Raw genomic sequence first — 17,813 nt, forward strand, 5'->3', positions numbered from 1 at the left:
GTGGTTCGCACGGGGCGACCACGCGACGCGAGGAGGACGATCGGTGGGCCAGACCGCGGGTCAATCGGCTGCTGAAGTCGAAGGGCCGGCCAGGAAGCTTGGATTCCGACCAGGCCAGGTGGTGCAAGAGCTTGGCTGGGACGAGGACTGCGATGACGATCTGCGCATCGACATTGAGGACACGACCGGAACCGAGCTCGTTGACCAGGGCAGCGGCGACGTCGCCGACGTCGTTCTGCAGTGGTGGAGAGATGACGATGGCGACCTCACCGACGGGCTGGTGGACGCCATCACCGAGCTGGCACCGGGTGGGGTGGTGTGGTTGCTCACGCCCAAGGTGGGCCGGGATGGGCATGTAGAGGCGAGTGACATCGCTGACGCCGCTCTCACGGCCGGCCTGTCGACCACGACGACGGTCTCAGTGACCGAGGATTGGTCAGGTACAAAACTGGTCGCACCCAGAGGTTAGTCTTACCCGCGATGAACCTGAGCGGCAGACCTGCTCCGGATTTCGACCTGCCGGATCACCACGGGGCCGCGTGGCGTCTGTCGTCGCTGCGCGGACAACCCGTGCTGATCGTCTTCTATCCCTACGCCTTCACCGGCGTGTGCACGGGCGAGCTCAGAGCCCTGCGAGACGACTTCATCCCCTCCATGGCGGCGGAAACACAGGTGCTCGCGGTCTCCTGTGACTCGATGTTCTCGTTGCGGATCTTCGCCGAGCAGGAGAAGCTCGAGTTTCCGCTTCTGTCCGACTACTGGCCACATGGAGCGGTGGCTTCATCATACGGTGTACTTGATCAAGAACGCGGCTGTGCGCGTCGGGCAAGCTTTCTTGTCGATGCCAAGGGGAAGGTGCAGTGGAGTGTGGTCAACGCCATACCGCAAGCGCGCGATATCGGGGATTATCGTCGTGCCCTTGCCGGGCTGACGTCCGCGCCGAACTGACGGGAAGAGAGAGCTATGCCTTGCTACCGCTGTGGAGCGCGGGAGGCGGACCCGGGCCGGGGTTCGCGGCTGTGGGTCCGTGCCGTTCGTGCCGATCTTCAGGTGCTGGTTTGCCCCGAGTGCCAGCAGGGCCACGGGTGGTCCTCCGACGTCGATCACTGTCCCACCTGTGACGGCACCAATTTGGTGCGCCGGCTCGGCGAGACGGTCTGCCGGACCTGTGAGTCGTCGGCCACGGCGGAGTTTCTCGCTGTGGAGAGCACCATGGATCGGGGGCTGACGGCGATCGGCGCGGGCGGCCGGCATCGCAGGCCCGACGACGGACGTGACCTCGAGTCGGAAGTCGCCACTGCCATCGATCGGGTGCTGGGCAAACATGCCAAACGCCCGGCCAACGATCCACCGCGCTATCCGCCTGAGGACGACGAGCCGGCTGAGTCCGGTGATCGCGTCACCGACCCGGCCACGACGCGCGGCGTGCGGGCCGGCGGGGAGACGAAAGGCGAGACGGACCGCTCCAAACGGAGCTGGTTCCGCTGACCCGTGGTCGTGGTGCCCGATTCGGCATTCTTCCACCCCACTGGGTAGGCTGTTCCGGCTGAGGCCGGTCCTCAAGGCCGGCCCACGGGGCGCATAGCTCAGCGGTAGAGCACTGGTCTTACAAACCAGGGGTCGTTGGTTCGAACCCAACTGCGCCCACCCCAGCTAACCTGCAATAACACCCGGATCAAAGGTCACTCAGGCGAACGTGCTGTACCTGAGGCTGTACCTTACCCGGGAGGACCGCATGACCCGCACAGCACGACTCCAGCCCCGACGCGTTATTCGTCGTGGCATTGCCATCATCCTTGCCGCCGTCGCCTTGACGGCCGGCGCAGCCGTCGCCGCATCGGCCGCCACGGCCCCGCCGAACTTCACCCCCGCACCGCCGTCGTTCCAGATCGGTGGCGGCGACGGCTGCGAGGTTCCGCCACACGTTGGCCAGCCGCGCACCGCGCCCCCCAACTTCTACTACACGCCGCCGGTCTTCCGGATCGGCTAGTCCCACCGACCGGCAGCGCCGGCCAACGCCCCGGGGTCTCCCTCCCGGGTGCCCCGGATGGGATGGCCGGCGCTGCCCTTCATCGGCGGCGTCGGGGTGCAGGGAGACGCCTTCCCGGGTGTACTCACCCCGACGTCGCCCCATCGTTTCGATCACAACCTGGGAGACCCACATGAGCACACCCGAACCACAAGCCCCGACTCGCAAGCCGCGCCGGTGGCCCTGGGTCCTCGCCGTCATCGTCGCGTTGTTCGTTGGCATCGGCATCGGGCAGGCCACCGGAGACAACGACAACGCCACAGCGGCCGAGACGGCTTCGCCATCGACCGGGTCGGAGCCGAACCTCGAGCCCGTCGTCGAGGACGAGCCCGCACCTGAGCCGGAACCGGAGCCCGAGCCGGAACCAGATGCCTATGAGCCCACCGTCGACGACTTCGAACTCGACGTCAAGACGCTGGAGAAGCAGTGCTTCGGTAGCGCCGGATGCAACGTGACGTTCCGGATCGAGGTCGCCTACGGCGGTGAACCGCTAGACCCTGACACCACCTATGAGGTCATCTACGAGATCGAGGGCGGCGACGATCCGAAGATCAACACGCTGACCATCACCGGAGACAGCTACCGTGTCGACGAGACCGAACGGATCGGGACACCGTCGAGCGATTCTGAGCTAGTAGCGATCGTGACGAGCGTTTCGGAGTACTGAGTCAACACGCCATCGCTGATGTGACAACTGCGGCCCCGGCCGGTGCTACCAACACCGAGCCGGGGCCTAGACCGCCTAGTAGGAGGCGACCATGGCAAGCATTCTGCCACCGAAAGCGCACGCGGCCGCAGGGCAGTTGGAGGACGCGCTCACCACGTGGCGCAACGGCACCCGCCCCCACGCCCGCACCAGAGCCGCCGGCGAACGCGCCGTTGCGCTGTGCGGGGACATCATCGTCGAGTTTCAGAAGCTGCGGGACCAGCTCACGACCGAGCTCGGCCAGTACGATGACGCGCAGAGGAAGGGGACGTGATGGAGCCGCAGGAGCTAGGCCCGGAAGCCGTGCAGAGTATTTACGCCAGGGAGTCGCAGGAACTAAACGCTGTCGGGTTCGCCCTTAGTCAGGTCGGTGAACTTCCCATGCATATCCTTCGCGCGGACGGTGGCGCGGTCAGGTCAGCTTGTATCGAGTCGTTCTTCTTGAATGTACGACTCCTTGCCGACTTCCTCGTGAAGAACCCCAGCGCCAAGGATTTCTCGTGCCGAGACTTCGGATGGACGCCGGAGGCGACGGAGGCTGAGGAAAGGCTGTATACGAAGGACGACCATACGACAATGTGGTACCTGGCGTCGCAGCACCTCGCGCATTTCAGCAAAGAGCGAATCGTGGATCCGGCATCGTATGTGCCACCAACCGAGCTACCAATCTTGCTGAAAGCTGCTGGGTCCGCAGTCTTCGAGGTCATGGGACGGTTTGTGTCATTTCTTCGTGCGCGGAATCATCAGTACGTTGACCTGATCGACTACGAACGCAGCCGCGACCTCTTCGAGCGGGAGTGGGTCGCCACCGCGCGTTCGCCAGCATTGTCCGCCGAAGAGATCGCCCGCGTCTGCCACGAGGCCAACCGTGCCCTCCAGCTCGTCGACGGCGACCCGGCACCATCCCGGCCGTGGGATGACGCCCCGACATGGCAACGCGAGTCGGCCGTCGCGGGCGTTCGCAACGCGCTTGCAGAAACGCACGATCCCGCCGCACACCACCAGGCGTGGGTTGACGCGAAGGCTGCCGACGGATGGACATACGGGACCACGAAGGACCCCGAGGCGCGCACCCACCCGTGCATGCTGCCCTACGATGATTTGCCCGCGAATCAGCGTCGCAAGGATGTGCTGTTCCTCAGCATCGTCAATTCGCTCACGCAATGAATAACGTGTGCGCGTGATCACTGTCGAGGTCGGCTACACCACGGTCCGCCCCGTCATCCCTGATCAGCACACGTCGTGGGTGCTCGTCGGCGAGGATCGGCCGGTGGAGGCACAGTTGATCGCGGCCCAGATAGTGGCGTCACACTGCGAGATGGTCACGTCGACGCGCCTGGTGCGAACGTAACGATCCCGACATCAGGTATGGATCATGCGCTTTCCGGCTGGCAGGATGAGGAGCTCTTGGTGTACGAGCAGATCCGCACGCAGAGGGGTGGGCCTTGACCTGTCGAGGCAAAGGTAATGCACGCGGTGGTGGTGCGGCCGCCGCTGGCCACGGAAGCCGCTGGGTCGCGACACGAGCGACATGGCGTGCGACACTAGATATGTCGCCAGGCGCCACCGAAGGAGGTGACACTTATGGCGTTCCCACAGAGGCTGGCCTCAGTTCTCACGGGCGCAACCTATGCGCAGTTGAACCGATGGCGAGATAAGGGCTTGGTGATTCCCGAGGTCAGGCCGTACCGGCCGCCACTGTACTCGTTCCGCGACCTGATCTTACTTCGGTCACTGGTACGCCTCAGGGCGTCGACCTCGATGCAGAAAGTCAGCAAGGCGTTTCGGAACCTCGATCTGGTTGATCTTACCGAACATCCTTCCGAGTACAAGTTCGGAACTGATGGAAAGACCGTCTATGCAGGTCTGAACACGGGGGAGGCTATTGACCTTACAAATAAGGTCGGGCAGATCGATTTTTTCACGTTTGAGCAGTTGATTGAGCGGTTCAAGAATTTTCGGGACGAGGAAGTGGTGAACTTCCGCCATCCATCGAAACACGTGGAGGTCAAACTTCAGCGCATGGGCGGTTGGCCTACGATATCCGGGACACGAGTTCCCTATGACACGATCGCGGACCTGGTTGATTACCGCACCGTCTTTCCCAAGGACGTCCCTCATTTTTATCCAACCGTGTCGGCTGAGGCAGCGGAAGACGCCGTAAGATTCCAGCAACGAGTTGAGGCGGTGGCGGGTTGAGGCGCCGCTTTTTCATTGACGAGAATCTTTCACCCGAACTTGAAAATCCGCTAGATCGAGTGTTCAGGCAACACAAGTTCACAAGTGCACGTAGAGCCGCTTTGCTCGGAACCGACGACCAAGACCTTTTCAGGGAGCTTTCCGCTCGACGTTACGGTGCGATAATTACTGAAGATCGCGAACAACTCGAAGCGCAATACGAGCGGGCTGCATTGCGGGACGCAGGTCTCCATTGGCTAGGAGTCCCGAAGGTGCCAGCCAGAGGCATCGCTCAGATCGTTTACGCCACATCTGTGATTGTTCCTGCGGTGCTCTATGTCCTCGAAAATTGGCACGATATCCCGACGGCCTACTTCGCTCGTGAGCCCCGCATGGGCGACCACTCGGTTATCACTTGTGAAGCGCTCTGATCTCGCAGGCCGAAGTTGAGTGCTTAACATCGGGTGACGATCGATACACGTCGCACGGCTTCAACCAGCACCCATTCGTGTTGAGCCGCCCTCCGGAGCGGAGGATCTCGACGTAGACGTGCTTGGCGTCCCAGCGGCGCGCGACGCCCTCGACGTACTCGACGCCGTCACGTTCCCAGATGACGCGGGCACGGACGGGGACGCCGGGGTGGTGGGTCCGGTAGCTGCGCGGGTTCGCCGGCCAGTGGGTGTTCAGGATGGCCTGCTCCCGCAGTAGGTGCGGCGGTCGCATCCTGTCCTTGCCGAGCCCCATGGGACCAGTATAGAACGTGTGTTCGGATCAATGGCCTTCGAACGACAAGTGGGCCCCACTCGGCCAGAAAGGGCCGAGCAGGGCTCGCGTTCGTGGGGATCTCGCCGGACCATGCCTCCCCCGTGGTGGCATCTACGTGGCCGGTGACCGGCGCCCGACGAGACGCCCCGATTGGCCCGAGCGTACTTGGGACTTGGTGGCGTGACACGGGGGCGAATTCTGCCGGGCGTTTTCAGGTGTCTAATATTGACAGGACGGCCTCATTCCTGTACTTTTTGGGTATCGGCAAACGCCGGTATACAACTAAAGAGAGGAGGTGAGCCGATGGCGAAACTCATTGAGGAGCTAGACCTCGACGAGGCCCGCGACGCTTACAGGCGGCACATGTGGGCCGGGCTGGAGCATGGCAACCGGGGCGATGTTGACCGGGCTACGCGGGCATGCGAGACGGCGATGTTGATCCTGATCCACATCACCGACCTCGTCAACGACGAGGGCTAGCGAACGGACCCGGCCAAGAGCTAGTTGGCCGGGTCCACCCCTCAATGTAGCGCCGCCATCGGAAGAACCACAAGCACCACAACGGGGGTGGCCTGGCACCTCGCCAGGCCACCCCGGGCACCAGAATCGCACTACACGAGGACGACAACATGACTGAACACATCGCATACGCCGCGACCGGCGAACACCTACTGTTCCGCTCCCTGGACAAGCTGGCTCGCCGCCTCGGCGGCACCAGTTGGGAGCCCGGCGACCCCGCCGCGAAGGGACTGCAAACCATCGTGATCTACCGCGGCCGCCGGCCGAACCGCACAGAGGTCACCACCGTGAAGGTGCCGGCCGAGGCGCTCGACGTCGCCGACCAGCCGCAGCGGCACGGCCGCCCGAACACCGGAACCCTCATCAACGGCGTGCGGCTGCCCGACGAGCTGCTTGCTGAGGTGGACGCCTACGCCACTGCCGAGGGTCTCAGCCGCGCCGCGGCCGTGCGGGCGCTACTCACGCACGCGGTGAACGACCTCAAGCGTTGAGCAACGGCACACGTGACAAAGCCGCCCCGCCGGCCGTGAAGGCCAGCGGGGCGGTGGGAGGGTTCCTCCGGGCGGAACCGGAGAAGCTGTCAGTGAAGGCGGGCGGCTGCCGATCGGCTACCGGTCGCGGATCATGAACTTCACGGTCGCGTCCTTCGTCCTGCCTTGGGCGGTGGTGATGCGGCATGTCACGTTGACGTCGGTGCCGCGGTTGCCGCCAGATATCCACGCGATCACCACCCCGTCGACGACGCTGCTGTCGTCGACCGTGAGGGTGTCGCTTTCGGGCACGATGAACTCGTGGCTGGTGATCGTGTCGCCGTCGGTGAGCCAATCGGCGGCAGTCCAGGCGTAGTCGAGCCGGTCGTCGGGGTCCTTCACGGTGACGTTCGGAGAGACAGCAGCGGCGAGGTTCATGGGTGGCTCCCGGTGATGGCGAAAACACGCTCGTCGTGCCGGATGGCGAACGTGCGCCACGGCGGCGGCAGGCTGGCTTGGTGGCTGGTGGCGTCTGCGTTCGTGGCCGCGGAGCGGGCTGTGGTGGTGGCGTGTCGGATGCCGGCGCCGCTGCGTCCGGTGGTAGTGGCCGCGGTGGCCGCCGTTGTGGTGGCCGCTCGCTCGGCTCTGCCTGCGCCGCCGCCGGCTCGCGCGTGGGCGGGGCGCGCGGTGAAGGTGGCGTGTCGGCTGCCGGTCCCGTCCCGCTCGGGCCTGGTCGCGGTAGGGCCGGTGTGCGTGTGTGTGGTGCGCTCACCGGTGCCTGCGCGGTCGGCTGTGACGGTGGTGGCGCGGGCCCAGCTGGTGGTGTCGCGCTCGCTCGGTTCCTCGTCGGGGGCCAGCTCGTAGAGCTCGAGCTCGGCCACGTCCAAGTGACGCAGCCCGGATTGGGTGGCGCCGTCGTTGTGGGCATAGCCCAGCGCGACACCGTAGGGGCCGTCCTGGACCTGGTCCTGGGCGTCGATGCGCCACGTGTCCGGCTCCGGGTCACCGTGGAGCCAGTCCCGCATCCGGATCCGGCGGCCGTGCCGCTCGACCCGGACCCACCACCAGTCGCCGACCATGCTGGTGTCGGTCAGTGTGGCCAGCCACCCGTAGGGAGCCTCGAAACCGAGCTTTCCCACACTGGAGAGGTCGAGCTCGTCGACGCGGATGATCCGCCGTGAGGTGCCGCCGTGAGATTCGTGGATATAGCCCGGACCGCGGGAGTACTGATCGCCGGGGTTGCCGGTGTCGATGCCGAGCCCGACCACCCCGAACGCCTGGGTGCCCGCGGCGGCGTGACGGATCCGGGCGAGCACGCCGCCCTCGGTGACGAGTGGCCCGGCCCATTCGATGCGGGCGCGGGACCCGTCGACGTCCATGTCCTGGGCGAACCGGGCCGTGCCGTCGACGCCGGCCTGTAGGACGATCGCGCCACCGTCGCCTGCGGAGTCGTCGATCATCTCCGCGGGCAGCTGCGCGCCGGTGCCGTCCCACGAGAACAGCGTCACCGGGTTGCGGGCGGGTAGCGGGTCGCGGGCATCAGTCGACCCGCGAGCGAGTAGGTCCACGACCTTCTGGATACGCAGCGTTCCACCGGGGTTCGGGTTCGTCGACGTGAGGCCAATCTTGATGCGCGTCGGCGTGAACGCCTTCACGTGCTCGAACTGCTGTGCCCAGTTCACGCCGTCGGGTGAGGAGTGCCCGGTCCAGGTGCCGGTGCTGGGGTCGAAGGCGATCCGCATCCAGGGGTGGGCGTAGGTGTTGGCTCCGGGAAACCCTGCCGTGGACGCGGCGTCGCCGCTGCCGCCAGCGCGGAGGAACGCATACACCAGCGCCGCGAGATTGGTCGCGGAGTTCGATGCGTAGAACGAGCATCGGACGGCGTCGGCCTCGGTGTCGCTCTTGACCACGGCGGTGAAACCGAGCCCTCGCGTGTTGGAGATGTCGGTGTCGCACTGGATCGCGAGGTCGAGGCCTCCGCCGGGCAGCAGAGCGTGTTCGATGCCGGCGGAGTTGTCGTTGGGGCCGTTGGGGTGGATGCTGTCGTAGCTGGTGCCGGCCGGGAGCGTGATGTGGACGCGTGAGTCCGACACGGTGACGGTCTCCCCGCCGAGCGGGGATGACACCGTCCACTCGGCGGGGAGTTCGTCGCCGTCGAAGTCCTCGGTCAGCGCCACAGGTTCAGCCGTTCTGTTCCGGTACCTGCACGTGCAGCCGGAACGTGGCCTCATCATCCGGCGACCCGAACACGAACGGGGTGAACGCCTCGACCACGGTCAGGGGTTGCCCTCCGGAGTCGGCGGCATACGCCACCACACCCTCCACCGTGACCGGCAACGACGCCAGATCGGACCCGGCGACCTCGACCGTCAGCGTCATCGTCTGCGAGCCTGTGTCGTCGTTCGCTACCGGTTCCAGCCGGGTCGCGGCATTGACGGCGACCGGGTCACCGGCTCCGTCGCGCAGCTCGACGAACCAGCCGGCCGGCGGCGGTCCGTTGCGTAGCGCCGTGTACCCGGCGGCGGTGATCTCAGCCATGTGTCAGGTCTCCTCATCGTGATCGCAGCACTCAGCGGCTGCTAGGCGGGACGGCCACTCCTGGCCGCAGTAGTCGCAGGCGTGCATCAGAGCTCGCGGTTGGCCGGAGCGATGTACGCCCCGAGCGCGGTGACGGCCACGGCGATCGCCCCGGCGTAGGGCTCCTGGATATCCCAGTCGAACCACTCGGCGGCCACCTGTGTGACCGTCACGCCGGTCACTCCGCCCAGTGCGGCGCCGATGGCCTTGGAGATGCGGCGGGGGTGGAGCTTTGTGCGCAGTCGAGCCGCGGCCCGGCTGAGGGCGTCCTTCATGTGGGGTCTCCTCGTTGCAGATGGTCGGTGATGCGCTGATGTAGGTCGCGGTCGGCCTGGCGGAGCTCGGCATGCACACGGTCGCTGTTCTCCCGGTCTGCCCGGTTCTCCGCGCGGAGGCCGCCGATATCTCGTCGCAGCTCGGCGTTGCCGTTCTCGATCCGGTCCAGCGCCTGGCGCATGTGCTCGGCGAAGCCATTTCCGGTCGGCTCCGCGAACGCTCGCGCCTCGGCTGCCACCTTGCGGGTTGCTCGCACCTCACTGCGGGTGCGGCCGTTCATCCAGCCGAGCACTGCGGTGATGAGGACACCGATGAGGCCGATGATCGCGACGGTGACCTCGTTGCTCACTGCTCGGCGTCCACCAGCTCGGCGTCGTCCTCGTCGCTTTCGTCGCCGATCGTGGCGCCGAGGATCCCGTGCAGAGCACGCAGCGCGTCCATCGCGTCACGCTCCCCAGAGATCGCGTCATCCACGATGCCCAGCAGCCGCTCCTGACCGGCGATGAGCTCGTCGTTGCGAGCCACGATCACATCGAGAGCGGCCTCAGCGTCAGCGGCGGCCGCCATGGTCTCGGCGTGGTGAGCATCGATCCGGGCCAGGATCTGCCCCGAGTCCGCTCCGCCGACGGCGGCTAGAATCGCGGCCTGCTGCTCCAGGATCTTGTCGAGGTCCTTGAGGAACCCGACCCGGGCGCCCGGGGTCTGGCTGTGGTCCGGCCGCACGGCGTTGATGAGGTACCGCAGCATCGTCCCGTACACCAGGTCGAGGGTGGGGTTGGTCCGGTTCCAGACCTTTGAGTCGAGGTTGCGGGTCTGCAGGTCGGCCTGTCGAGCCCGAGCCCAGCCGCTCTCGACCCCATAGCGGACGCTGCCCTGGCCGTCGTTGTGCGGGTACTGCACCATCGCGGCGTTGCTGTTGCACAGCACTCGGTACAGGTCGCGGAGCATCTTGTCCTGCTCTGGTGTCATGTCGTCCTCCTGGCTCGGGGGGTCGGTGTCGCCGGCGCCGCCGGGGTGTGGTGCGCCGTCCTGGATCCAGGCGTAGATCGGGTCGCCTGGGCACGAGGTCGAGGACAGGTCGCGGTGCCCGGAGATCCCGGACCCGGCGCCGGCCTCGCTGCGGAGGAACGCCCGCGCCGCGAGGTAGGCGCGCAGCAGCGAGTCGGGTGGGTCGCCGTCGCCGGATCCCCAGATCGCGCAGATCGAGTACCTGTTGCCGTTGACGGTGGCGTTGCCGTTCGCGCCGCCCCGGACTCGTGGCCGGTCCCGGGTGGAGCGGCCCTCCAGGATGATGTCGTGGTGGCAGACGCCGAGGTTGTAGGCGATGTCGTTGTAGTTGTTCGCGTTGCCGGGGGCGAGGTGCCAATCCTGGTAGGCGCGCCACAGCGCGCGGCAGTCGGCGTGGTTGGTGCGGCGGTGGGTGCCGCCGCCGGCGTAGTGGAACGCCGTCCCGCTGGTGGCGCTGATGTTGGTGTTGATGCCCCGCGGTGCGCGCAGCCCGATCGTGGCGCGGCTGTCCCAGCCGGTCACTGATCCGCCTCGTCTGTGGGTGTCGGGAGCAGCTCGGGCGGGAGATGCTCACCCTCCTCGCGGTCGACGTGGTCGGGGTCGATGTCGACCTCCGGCACGTCGCCGTGGTGTGCGTAGCGCATGGGTGTCCTCCTGGGCGTGCGGAAGCGCCCCACCGGCTCGGGCGGGGTGCCGGGCGAGGGCTGGTTAGGTCAGGTTGGAGCCGGTGACGGCCGAGCAGAGGGTGGGGAATGCCTCAGCGACGGCGGCGAGCACGAGGGCGTCGTCGGGCTGGATCAGCTGCCCGTCGTCGTCGAGGTCGAGTGCGCCGGACAGAGCCGAGGAGGACACGACGGCCCGCACGAGGCCGGGGAGGCTCCACGTCGGGTCGGACATGAGGCGACGCGCGACCCGCTGCTGCGCGGCGTCGGGCTGGTCGCTGGTGAGGACCTCGCGGACGTGGACGGACAGGGCAGCCTCGACCCGTTCGGCCACCGTTTGGTCGGTGCGCGCTTTCGCCATGGCGGACAGATGCACAGCAGTCATCACGGTTCCTCGATCAGTAGGGGCCGCACGGTCAGGTCCTGGGTCATGTGACCGTCGTCGCTCACCGACAGCCGGATCCCGACCACGAGGCACCGCGCCGACAGGCCGGTGACGTCGGGGTCGTTGACCTGGAGGTGGTCGCCGAGCTGGATGCGCGGGTCAGGCACGATGCTCAGGGTCTTGATGATCCGCCGCGCCGTGGCGGTCTGTGCGCCGAGCCACTCGGCGAGCTGCTCCGCGTCGGCCTGTTGCTGCCGCCAGACCGTGTCCGGCAGCGACAGGACGGTCCCATAGGACGAAGGCGTCCCGGGATGGTTGTTAACTACATGGCGTTCGGTCTCGCCATACACAAGGACCTGGCGAGCTTTCAGCACCGGGCCGGGTGGCCCTGTCCCACCTTTCCCGGCAAGGCTGATTGATTCGATCGACGTGGATGACCCGCTGCGCGTCAGCGTGAGTCTCACTCTTGCGGGTTCCACCTGCGAACACGTCGGCCCGTTAACGGTGGCAGCCGCACCACCGGGGTTGCGTTCGGGTCGCCCATCCACTCCCGGGTTTGCACACGTAGGCCAGGTCGATGGATCGTTGAGCGATGCGTCGCCGATGTACACGTATGAGCCGTACAGGTCTGGGGAACCGCACCCAAGGGCGGTGATCGTGGTGCTGAGGTCGATGGCGTCCCCGTCGAGTTGTACGAACCACGTGTCGCCTTCTGGGAGTTCCGCCAGCTCGGATAGCTTGTATCGGCGCCCGCTGTCCGGTGAGTGTGCCTCGACCCATTCGCCTGCGCCCGAGCCGGGGATGCGGCGGGCGTAGCGGTTCTCCACCGGCTGCCACGGTACGGACACGTACCGGTAGGTCCAATCCCGGGAGATCTCCCAGGTGAGATCTTCGATGGAGTCCCGCGACGTGACTGTGCCATCCACGGGGCGGGTCGTGTCGTTGAGCCACTCGCGGTTCTTGAAGACGAGTCGGCCGCGTTCGTCGCACCAGATGCCGCCTGCTTCGGCTTGCGCGAGTTCGGCGAGGGTGTCCCACCGGTCGACCTCGACCAGCCACGGGATCGCGGTCAGCCAGTTCAGCGACGGGTCCGGAAGGAACGTCGGCTCCCAATCGCTCACGTGATCGGTGGGCGGGTTGATGCTGTTGACGAACTGAATCGAGACACCGGCAAGGCGCCCCGTGGTCTGCACATAGTCGATGGTCCCCGTGCCTCGCAAGACGGACTGGGCGCCTTGTGCGGATCGCCCGTCCGGTGCCTGCAGGTAGGTCTCCAGCTGCGCGCCGCCGATACCGGAGTGTGCGAACACCACACGGCACGGGCCTGAAAACGGGCCGGGGATCGATGCCGCCACGGCGCCGTTCGCGACGGCTTCCAGATTGCCGGACTGCACGCGCAGCACGAGGGACCGCCCGTCCGGCCACTGCACCTGCACCGAACCGGGCGTGGCGCTGTCGAGGTGGGCCTGCACACACCATGAATTGCCGCCCGGTGACCACCCGACCGGGGACCGCGTGTGATACGTGCGGGTGTGTGTTCGGTCCGGCCACACCCCGTAACCCCACGGTGCCCGCTCGTACCGTACCGGCGGCGGCGGCGGTATCCCGATCTCGGACGGGCTCGTGCGCACCGTCCCCGACCCCGGCAGCGGCGCCAGACCACCCTGCAACGGGACATGCAACGCGGCCCGCTGCGGGTGATAGGTGAGACCTAGGAACTGCTCCTGCGGGGGCGGGATGGTTGCCGAGAACTGCGACATGCGGGCGATCGCGTCCATGACCCAGAGCCCGGTGAGGCGGTTGACCCGGATCTGTGTCGCGCCGGTGATCACCGGTGGCTGCGTCGACCCCTGCGGTTCCAGAGTCGCCGGGTTACGTAGCCGAATGGCGGCGTCACTGCATTGCACCGTCGCCGTCGAGCTGCGGGCGCTGCCGCGGGCATCCCACGTCACCCCCGTGAACACCCTGACCATCGCGCCGCCGAACCCGACATCCGCCGTGACCGGCGTGTCCGGCCGCGGCAGCTCCGGCTCACCGCCGGCACCCCACGGCGACAACGGGCGACGCGACACAGGCTCATCCCGGGCCACCGTGACATCGGCGGTCGCGATACCCGGGCCCGTGACACCGGCGATCTGATCCGGCCACTCCGTTGCGATCGCCCGGTCAACGGCCATCGCAGATGTCACCGGCGGGTCGTCGAGGCCCCACACCACCTCGGCACGCGGCTCAGTCACCGTCATGTCGGCCGGCCACCCTGTCGGCGTCGGCTGCATCCCTCACCCCACCTCGATCAGCTGAGCGGACCAGTCCGAACGCGTCGGCAACCCCGCAACGGCCATCTGATAGATCTCCGACACCCCGGACACCACGACACGGGGGATCCCCATGCCTGGCAGCCAATCCACCGCACTGTCCGTCTCGGTCAGCTGAGGCCGCGATACCAGGCACGGTGCCGTCGGCGACAGCAACATCAGCTGCTGCGAGGCGCCATTCGTGCTCTCGGGAACGGTTACCGTCAACACGGCACGCTGCCCCGCAGATGCCGACGCCGGCCCATCGACCTGGATCACATCACCGGCCGCGTCAAGCCGCGCCAGCATCAGGTCAACGCTTGCTGATGCGTCCACGTTCTCGACCGCAGCCGTGTATGTCCGCCCAGGCAGGAGCGGCACCAGAGACGACCATGCCGTCCCGTCAACCTCCAGCACCCCCGGCGCAGCGACCACGGCGGACGACGCCCCATCGATCGGGGACCACCCCAGCTGTGGCTCCGTCCCGGGCATCGACGCCGCCGCCGAGAGCATGTTCGACTCCAGCGCCATCGGGTCGTACCAGTAGTACTCGCCACCGTGCAGACCCGCCTCGAGCTCGGTCAGGTAGGCCAGCTCTTCCCGGGTGGCCCAGGACATCTCCCACGACCAGCGGCGAGGCGCGCCAGGCGGGATCTGAATGGTGTGTGTGCCGCTGAGGAGGCGAGAGACGTGGTGGTGTCGGCCATACGACACCTGCATCGGAGCGGGGGAACGCACCTCGCGCATCGCGCCGGCGGGACCGATCCATACCGTTGTCATCCGCGCGCTCCAGCCCGGTTTCGTTCACGTTGGCCTTCGGCGATCCATTCAGCCAAGACTCTGCCGTCTGGGGTGACGAGTGTGGCGTACACCTTGACCGGCATGCCGGCCACCATCTGGGCGATGTCCCCGGCGCCAAGCTGCGGCCCGGTTCGGATTCCCAGTGTGCGCAGGGACTCGAACGCGGCGGCCTGTTCACGGTTCAGGACTCGTTCGCGGGTTTGCAGGATGGCCGGCACCTCGTCGTGTGCGAGACGACCGACTGACATGGGCACCACGGAGCCGCCGTCGTGGTAGCGCTTGATGTGCCCTCGCGAAAGGATCTCCCCGCCGGTGTGCACCGCGTAGGGGACACCAACGCCGCCGCCTCCACCGCTGAGCCGGGGCGTGATGGTCATGGTCCGGTTGCGGGCGGTGTGGTTCAGGTCCCGTTCCGCCTGAGACGTGCTCGCGCGTGCTGTCACCGTTGAGACGGCGTTGCGGTTTTCGAACTTCGTGAGTTCGTTCTGTGCGTCCTCGACGACCCGTGTGGCCTCATCGGTGGCCCCGAGGACGGTGTGGACGTCGTCGGGGATGAGACCGTACTGGTCGGCCAGGTCGGAGGCCTGCTGTTCGGTGAGCCCGGCTTGGGTCGCGACGCGGATGAACTCAGCCCGAACACGCTCCGCGGAGGTGACCGTAGCATCGTGGGCGCCTTTGAGGTCACCGTTCGCGATCGCCAGGTCGTAGGCAGCGGCTGCCTCGTCGATCATCGCCTCGGTAGCGCCAGTCACAGATTGGAACAGCCGCCATCCCGCCTCCGTCGTGGTGTCGATCTGGCCTTCGGCGTTGAACAGCTCCGAGGTGTTGCCCTTGGCGGCCTTTGTGGCGTCGTCGAGGGCGTCCTCAACGGCCCTGACGGCGGCGTTGGCGCGGCCCTGAGCTTCCTCCAGGGTGAGGGTGCCGTCGGAGAGCAGCCGCAGCGCGTCTTTCAGGGCGCGGGCTTTCTCGTCCGCGGTGGAGGTCTCATCGCCGAGGACCCGCATAGCCTCGGCGAGGTCGCGGACGTTGCGGTCCCCGCTTGTGGATTGCTCGGCGAGGCGTACCAGTTCGTGGCCGTAGGCGGCTGTCTCCCGGGTCGCGCTCCCAGCTTGGGTGGTGTACTCGGCGATGGCCGCGGCAGCGTCCTCAGCGGCGGCAGAGACGATGTTGCCGAACTCGTCGACCTCGCCGGCCGCGTCGGAGCTTTCCTTGCCGAGTCGGTGAACCTGGCGGCCAGCTCCACCGGTCATCTCCGCCAAATGTGCGGCCTTTTCGGCGCTCTCTTCGACCGCGCCCTGTAGCCGGATCAGTGTCTTCAGGAGGTGGCCGTTGCCCCGGTCCACCAAGAGCCCGGCTTCGCGAAGCTTGTTCCAAGCGTTCTCGTTACCCAGGGCGGCCTCGACTAGTACATCGAGTTCCACCCCTAACCGCCGAGCGGCATCGACGGCACCAGCATCAATCAGTTCCTCGGCGATGCGTTGCCGGCCAAGGTCAGACATCTCACCGGACAGGCCGTTGATCTCGTTCGCTAGTTCCGCGGTGAGCTGCTTCGATTTCTGTTGCTGCTGGAAGAAGATCCCAAGCCCAGTGATGGCCGCACCGATGGCCACCCCCCAGGAACCCAGCAGGAACCGACCCATGCCGGACATGAGCGTGCGCGTTGTGACGGCCTCGGCGCCGAGCTGGCGGATAGCCATTCGGGTGGCGTTGATCCGCGGCACGGCGAGCAGTGCCGCCCCGCCGAGGATCCCGACGGCGGCGCCGACCGCCACGATGACGGTGGCAGTTGTGCGTACCGGGCCGGGTAGGTCGGTGAACATCTGCAGAAGCTTGGTTCCGGTGTCGAGGACGAACGACAACGGCTTGCCGAGGTCCTCCATCGCGGCGATTCGCGCGGATTGGGCGGCCGAGGTGAACCGGGCGATGGCGGCTTCGCTGGTCTGCGACCAGGTCTCGAAGGCGGTGTCGAGTAGGCCCGTCGTGTCGGCCATGTTCCGGAAGATGTCGGCGTTGGCTTCTGCGGACGCGCCGGTGAGGTCGAGTACACCAGCGAACGCGCGAACGTTCGGGAAGATCGCCGCTAGTGCTTCTTCGTTGTCGCCGACGGCGTTGCGGACCATCATCAGGCCCTCGAACAGGCCCTGGTCGCGGATCACGCCGCGCAGATGATCCGCCGACAGCCCAAACTGTGCCATGGCGTCACGTGCGCCCTCGCTCGGCTTGAGCAGGGACGTCATGATACTGCGAAGCTGGGTCGCGGCTTCCGACGCGCCGGTGCCGGTCCGCGTCATCGCGGCCATCGCCCCGCCGACTTGGTCGAACGTGATGCCCATCTCGGAGGCGATCGGGAGGACCTGGCCCATGGACCCGGCAAGCTCGGACGCTTCTGCCTTGCCCTCCCTCACGGACCCGATGAGGATATCGGTGGCCTGCGCGGCGGTGAGGTTCTCCGACCCGTAGGCGTTGATCGCGCTCGTGGTCAGGTCGGCGATGGTGGCAGCGTCACCCAGTCCGATGGATGCGGCCTTGGCTGACGCTTCTACGACGTCCATGGCCTGCTGGCCACGCAGACCGGCCGACTGGACGAAGAACAAAGCGTCGGCCAGGTCGATCGGGCCTTGACCGGTGTGCGAGAGCCGCAACGCCGCGTTGCCCATCTCGGTCATCTCGTCCTTAGAGACACCGATCAGGGTGGTCGACTTGGTCAGCGCCGACTCGAACGCGATCGCCTCACCTGCGGCGCCTTTCAGGCCTCTCGCTACGAGCGCGCCGGCCGCACCCATCGCTAGTCCGAGCGTGGTGAACGCGGCAGAGTTCTTCTCTGCAACGTTGAAGATTTCCGCGCCGGCTAGTTTGGTGGTGTTTGCAGCCTGGCGGATGTTGTTCTGGAATCCAGAGACGACAGCTTCGAGGGTGACGGTTACGGTGCGGCCAGCCACGCACACCACCCCCTATTGAGTTATTCGATGTATTCGACAATCGGGTAGATACCGTATTTGTCGTACCGCTCGTTAGCGGTGTATTTGTCGACGGTCATTTCCCGAGCAGCACATGCGACACATTTACGCAAAGCCCCGTGGTAATGCGACTCTTGTTGTCGCTGTTGCTCAGGGTCGAACACCCATACTTCGTCGATGGGGTTT

24 protein-coding genes and 1 tRNA gene are annotated in these 17,813 nt (G+C 66.5%); 13 read left to right on the forward strand and 12 right to left on the reverse strand.

Translation table 11 applies throughout. The annotated features are described in order from the left end of the window. Positions 1-43 precede the first annotated feature (43 nt). The 11 genes from G1H11_RS14015 to G1H11_RS27440 all read left to right on the forward strand — a co-directional run bounded on the left by G1H11_RS14015 (position 44) and on the right by G1H11_RS27440 (position 5,344). Positions 44-469, forward strand: coding sequence for a DUF3052 domain-containing protein (locus G1H11_RS14015; protein WP_343074862.1), 426 nt, complete (start codon positions 44-46; stop codon positions 467-469). An 11-nt stretch (positions 470-480) separates the two neighbouring features. After that, positions 481-948 carry a peroxiredoxin gene (locus G1H11_RS14020; RefSeq protein WP_163819213.1) on the forward strand — a complete coding sequence of 156 codons (468 nt, stop codon included), beginning with the start codon at positions 481-483 and terminating at the stop codon, positions 946-948. A gap of 15 nt (positions 949-963) precedes the next feature. Beyond that, complete coding sequence (locus G1H11_RS25260) at positions 964-1,488, forward strand: hypothetical protein (protein WP_216843756.1); 525 nt, start codon at positions 964-966, stop codon at positions 1,486-1,488. An 87-nt stretch (positions 1,489-1,575) separates the two neighbouring features. Further along, positions 1,576-1,647, forward strand: a tRNA-Val gene (locus G1H11_RS14030). A gap of 88 nt (positions 1,648-1,735) precedes the next feature. Beyond that, on the forward strand, positions 1,736-1,990 hold the full coding sequence (locus tag G1H11_RS14035) for a hypothetical protein (protein WP_163819214.1): 255 nt from the start codon (positions 1,736-1,738) through the stop codon (positions 1,988-1,990). 172 nt (positions 1,991-2,162) lie between these two features. After that, the gene (locus tag G1H11_RS14040; RefSeq protein WP_163819215.1) at positions 2,163-2,696 is read left to right on the forward strand and encodes a hypothetical protein; all 534 of its coding nucleotides are present in this window, start codon (positions 2,163-2,165) and stop codon (positions 2,694-2,696) included. Positions 2,697-2,787: 91 nt separating this feature from the next. Then, positions 2,788-3,009 (forward strand): hypothetical protein, encoded by a 222-nt coding sequence (locus G1H11_RS14045; RefSeq protein WP_163819216.1) that lies wholly within the window; start codon positions 2,788-2,790, stop codon positions 3,007-3,009. Then, a complete protein-coding gene (locus G1H11_RS25265) occupies positions 3,009-3,902 on the forward strand; it encodes a RyR domain-containing protein (RefSeq protein ID WP_246211418.1) in 894 nt (297 codons plus the stop codon). The genes G1H11_RS14045 and G1H11_RS25265 overlap by 1 nt, the downstream gene beginning before the upstream one ends. 13 nt (positions 3,903-3,915) lie before the next feature. After that, on the forward strand, positions 3,916-4,086 hold the full coding sequence (locus tag G1H11_RS14055; protein WP_163819217.1) for a hypothetical protein: 171 nt from the start codon (positions 3,916-3,918) through the stop codon (positions 4,084-4,086). A gap of 233 nt (positions 4,087-4,319) precedes the next feature. Next, positions 4,320-4,934 carry a DUF433 domain-containing protein gene (locus tag G1H11_RS14060; RefSeq protein ID WP_163819218.1) on the forward strand — a complete coding sequence of 205 codons (615 nt, stop codon included), beginning with the start codon at positions 4,320-4,322 and terminating at the stop codon, positions 4,932-4,934. Next, positions 4,931-5,344, forward strand: coding sequence for a PIN-like domain-containing protein (locus G1H11_RS27440; RefSeq protein WP_163819219.1), 414 nt, complete (start codon positions 4,931-4,933; stop codon positions 5,342-5,344). The genes G1H11_RS14060 and G1H11_RS27440 overlap by 4 nt, the downstream gene beginning before the upstream one ends. Here G1H11_RS27440 and G1H11_RS14070 read toward each other — a convergent pair. Next, positions 5,325-5,657, reverse strand: coding sequence for a hypothetical protein (locus G1H11_RS14070; RefSeq protein ID WP_163819220.1), 333 nt, complete (start codon positions 5,655-5,657; stop codon positions 5,325-5,327). The two genes, G1H11_RS27440 and G1H11_RS14070, sit on opposite strands and share 20 nt — an antisense overlap. Before the next feature lie 324 nt (positions 5,658-5,981). Here G1H11_RS14070 and G1H11_RS14075 point away from each other — a divergent pair, with 324 nt between their 5' ends. Continuing rightward, on the forward strand, positions 5,982-6,158 hold the full coding sequence (locus tag G1H11_RS14075) for a hypothetical protein (protein ID WP_163819221.1): 177 nt from the start codon (positions 5,982-5,984) through the stop codon (positions 6,156-6,158). A gap of 149 nt (positions 6,159-6,307) precedes the next feature. Further along, a complete protein-coding gene (locus G1H11_RS14080; protein ID WP_163819222.1) occupies positions 6,308-6,688 on the forward strand; it encodes a ribbon-helix-helix domain-containing protein in 381 nt (126 codons plus the stop codon). A gap of 117 nt (positions 6,689-6,805) precedes the next feature. Here the strand turns inward: G1H11_RS14080 and G1H11_RS14085 are convergent, their stop codons facing one another. The 11 genes from G1H11_RS14085 to G1H11_RS14130 form a co-directional block, all read right to left on the reverse strand. Continuing rightward, entirely contained in the window at positions 6,806-7,105 is a 300-nt protein-coding gene (locus G1H11_RS14085; protein ID WP_163819223.1) for a phage fiber-tail adaptor protein, read from the reverse strand. Further along, positions 7,102-8,844, reverse strand: a complete 1,743-nt coding sequence (locus tag G1H11_RS14090; protein ID WP_163819224.1) for a hypothetical protein — start codon at positions 8,842-8,844, stop codon at positions 7,102-7,104. Before G1H11_RS14090 ends, G1H11_RS14085 begins: the two co-directional genes overlap by 4 nt. Before the next feature lie 4 nt (positions 8,845-8,848). After that, positions 8,849-9,205 (reverse strand): hypothetical protein, encoded by a 357-nt coding sequence (locus G1H11_RS14095; protein ID WP_163819225.1) that lies wholly within the window; start codon positions 9,203-9,205, stop codon positions 8,849-8,851. 86 nt (positions 9,206-9,291) lie between these two features. Further along, the gene (locus G1H11_RS14100; protein ID WP_163819226.1) at positions 9,292-9,519 is read right to left on the reverse strand and encodes a hypothetical protein; all 228 of its coding nucleotides are present in this window, start codon (positions 9,517-9,519) and stop codon (positions 9,292-9,294) included. After that, positions 9,516-9,869: a hypothetical protein gene (locus G1H11_RS14105; RefSeq protein ID WP_163819227.1), complete on the reverse strand. Its 354-nt coding sequence runs from the start codon at positions 9,867-9,869 to the stop codon at positions 9,516-9,518. Before G1H11_RS14105 ends, G1H11_RS14100 begins: the two co-directional genes overlap by 4 nt. Continuing rightward, complete coding sequence (locus G1H11_RS14110; RefSeq protein WP_163819228.1) at positions 9,866-11,050, reverse strand: peptidoglycan recognition protein family protein; 1,185 nt, start codon at positions 11,048-11,050, stop codon at positions 9,866-9,868. Before G1H11_RS14110 ends, G1H11_RS14105 begins: the two co-directional genes overlap by 4 nt. Beyond that, positions 11,047-11,172: a hypothetical protein gene (locus G1H11_RS26535; RefSeq protein WP_281352391.1), complete on the reverse strand. Its 126-nt coding sequence runs from the start codon at positions 11,170-11,172 to the stop codon at positions 11,047-11,049. Before G1H11_RS26535 ends, G1H11_RS14110 begins: the two co-directional genes overlap by 4 nt. A 64-nt stretch (positions 11,173-11,236) precedes the next feature. Next, entirely contained in the window at positions 11,237-11,575 is a 339-nt protein-coding gene (locus tag G1H11_RS14115; RefSeq protein ID WP_163819229.1) for a hypothetical protein, read from the reverse strand. Continuing rightward, complete coding sequence (locus tag G1H11_RS14120; protein ID WP_163819230.1) at positions 11,575-13,818, reverse strand: hypothetical protein; 2,244 nt, start codon at positions 13,816-13,818, stop codon at positions 11,575-11,577. Before G1H11_RS14120 ends, G1H11_RS14115 begins: the two co-directional genes overlap by 1 nt. 36 nt (positions 13,819-13,854) lie before the next feature. Further along, complete coding sequence (locus G1H11_RS14125; RefSeq protein ID WP_163819231.1) at positions 13,855-14,649, reverse strand: hypothetical protein; 795 nt, start codon at positions 14,647-14,649, stop codon at positions 13,855-13,857. Beyond that, positions 14,646-17,609: a phage tail tape measure protein gene (locus G1H11_RS14130; protein WP_163819232.1), complete on the reverse strand. Its 2,964-nt coding sequence runs from the start codon at positions 17,607-17,609 to the stop codon at positions 14,646-14,648. Before G1H11_RS14130 ends, G1H11_RS14125 begins: the two co-directional genes overlap by 4 nt. Positions 17,610-17,813: the final 204 nt, after the last annotated feature.

The sequence above is a fragment of the Phytoactinopolyspora alkaliphila genome, from assembly GCF_010550695.1.
GTDB lineage: Bacteria > Actinomycetota > Actinomycetes > Jiangellales > Jiangellaceae > Phytoactinopolyspora > Phytoactinopolyspora alkaliphila.